Annotated in this window: 2 protein-coding genes and 2 pseudogenes; all 4 read right to left on the reverse strand. The window is 59.7% G+C overall.

Features of this window, described 5'->3' with window-relative positions:
• Window positions 1-98 precede the first annotated feature (98 nt).
• Window positions 99-1,214 (reverse strand): annotated as a pseudogene (gene tnpC / locus P3T23_RS47485) (IS66 family transposase); the annotation flags it as partial.
• Between the two features lie 55 nt (window positions 1,215-1,269).
• A pseudogene (locus tag P3T23_RS47490) lies at window positions 1,270-1,449 on the reverse strand (IS6 family transposase); the annotation flags it as partial.
• Window positions 1,450-1,578: 129 nt separating this feature from the next.
• Window positions 1,579-1,776 carry an HNH endonuclease gene (locus tag P3T23_RS47495; protein WP_429322920.1) on the reverse strand — a complete coding sequence of 66 codons (198 nt, stop codon included), beginning with the start codon at window positions 1,774-1,776 and terminating at the stop codon, window positions 1,579-1,581.
• 246 nt (window positions 1,777-2,022) lie between these two features.
• Complete coding sequence (locus P3T23_RS47500; protein ID WP_429322919.1) at window positions 2,023-2,310, reverse strand: group II intron maturase-specific domain-containing protein; 288 nt, start codon at window positions 2,308-2,310, stop codon at window positions 2,023-2,025.
• Window positions 2,311-2,378 lie beyond the last annotated feature (68 nt).

The following is a 2,378-nucleotide window of genomic DNA, read 5'->3' on the forward strand; positions in this document are numbered from 1 at the left end:
GGCTTGTCCCAGCCGGCTCGACCGGAGCCACCCTACACCTCCAGCGCCACCCAGTCACCCATACCACTCGTCGGTCTGAGGCGGAGCCTCGTTAGCGGTTAGGGAGTCGGGTAGGCGCGTGTAGCCGCCGGCAGCAGATGTGCGACGTTCCACGGCAGCAGTTCGTCGATACGGTTGGCTGGATGATCGGCGATGCGATCGATGACGTAGTGCAGGTAGGCCTCGGGATCGATGCCGTTCATGCGTGCCGAACCGATCAGGCTGTACATTGCCGCGGCACGTTCGCCGCCCGAGTCAGCACCGGCGAAGAGATAGTTGCGTCTGCCAATTGCGACACCGCGCAACGCCCCGCTCGGCAATCAGATTGTCGATCTCAGCCTGCCCGTCGGAGCAGTAATAGGCGAGCGCCGGCCAGCGATTCAGCGCGTACTGGATCGCTTTGGTGGTGTCCGACTTCGCAGAGAGCGTGAGCTGCGTCGCCTCGAACCACTGCTTCAGTTCATCGAGCAGTGGCGCGGCCTGCGTCTGGCGGATGTGCCTGCGCTCCTCCAGCGGCTTGCCGCGGATGTGCTCTTCGATCCGATAGAGCGCGCCAATGCGCTCCAGGGCCTCGGTGGTGATCGACGAAGGCCGCACTGCGTGCAGATCGTGCAGCTTTCGACGTGCGTGCGCCATGCAGCCAGCTTCCCGGATGCGCCCGCTTCGGTATAACTCCGCATAGCCGGCGAACGCATCGGCCTGCAGCACGCCGGTGAAGTCGGCTCCGGCGTATAGGCAAACCAGACCGCCGGCGCTTCGGTCGAGCCACTGGACTTGGCATCGCGCGCGCACACCCACAGGCGACCTGTCTTCGTCTTGCCATTGCCCGGCGCGAGCACCGGCAGCGGCGTATCGCCCGCGTGAACCTTGCTGCCGCCAAGCGCGTGGCGGCGCACTGCATCGACCAGCGGATTGAGCAGCCAGGTCAGACTGCCCAGCCAGTGGCCCATGGTGCCCGGCTCGATCTCGACGCCGTCACGGGCGTACATGACCGACTGGCGGTAGAACGGAATGTGGTAGGCGAACTTCGATGTGGTGATGTGCGCGAGCAATGCCGGGCCGGGAAGACCGCGATCGATGGGGCGGCTCGGCGCCGCGGCCTGCACGATGCAGTCGCAGCACGAACAGGCCAGCTTCGGGCGACGATGACGGATGACGCGGAAGTGCGCCCGCAGGTTTTGTCGCGATAACGATTGCAAGTTGAGCAACGCCTGATATGACTAGGACTACTTATGCCGCCAACGAATAGAACTGCTCGGCAACAGTTTGTCGGGCGCCGTTGTCTTTCATCTGCCCCTTGGCGATCATGTGAGCCACCTCGATGCCACCGAGTAGGATGCGTGCGCACCGGAAATTCTTGAACCCGAGCATGGGGCGGGTACGCCGTTTGATCGCGCGGTGGTCTTGGTCGGGTAGCCGTACCGCATTGCTGCGATACAGCCCCCTAAGAACCGTACGTGCGCCTTTAGGAGCATACGGCTCAAGCCTCTACAAAGGCATCTGTCGACACCCGGTGGTGCAACTGCTTATTCAGGCGTATTACGGATTTCTACGGCAACTGAGATGGTGCACTTGAAGGTTGCTTGCTGCATCCGTCCCGCCGTCGGTTCGCTTCACAATATGCGTGACATCCAAGCGGGTGTCCATTGTGATGGGCTGCTGACAGTTGGAACACATGCCATCTTGCCTTAGCCATACACGGTGCAGCTTACGGCGACCTCGCGCTGAGTTCAGCATCTTCTGGCCCGATCGGGATTCGAAGTACCGCGCCCATTGAGGATCGTGCGGATTGGCGCCCGCCTTGATCTTGACATGCCGTTTTATTGGCGTGTCCGATGCCTTCAGCAAGGTGACCTCTCTTGTCGTGCCATCCTCTTCTTTTTCTGGGGCGGCAAATATCCAGTCCCGGAGACCCTTGGCCTTGAAGTATTTGATTTTTATCCATCGGGCGCCTTTGTTAGGGTGCCGTCTTGCCGCCCATCGTCATAGCATTGACCAGACCTCGTGATCAACCCGATTGAAGGCTTTCTTGGCGACTGCATGGCTGTGGTAATTCGCCCATCCTCGCAAAACAGGATTGAGCAGCCTTATCAGGTTCGCCTGTTTAGCCGTCTTGTTGGCCTTGATGATTTCACGGACTTTGTCAAGATGTGCTTTGACGTTCGCTTTCGACGGTTTCATCAAGAGCTTGCCGTTGTACTTGCGAACGTTCCATCCAAGGAAATCAAACCCGTCCTTTATGTGGGCGCGATCAAATGTGAACTGCAACACCTTGATCTGCTAAGGTGCGCACATGAATAAAAGCAAGTATCAGCAGTTACAGCCTGAAGAACGTCTCA

Source organism: Paraburkholderia sp. GAS448, assembly GCF_050435685.1.
Lineage (GTDB): Bacteria > Pseudomonadota > Gammaproteobacteria > Burkholderiales > Burkholderiaceae > Paraburkholderia.

Coding starts and splice junctions, on each gene's coding strand:
- P3T23_RS47495 (WP_429322920.1), bottom strand. CDS start 1,776: ATGCTGAACTCAGCGCGAGGTCGCCGTAAGCTGCACCGTGTATGGCTA.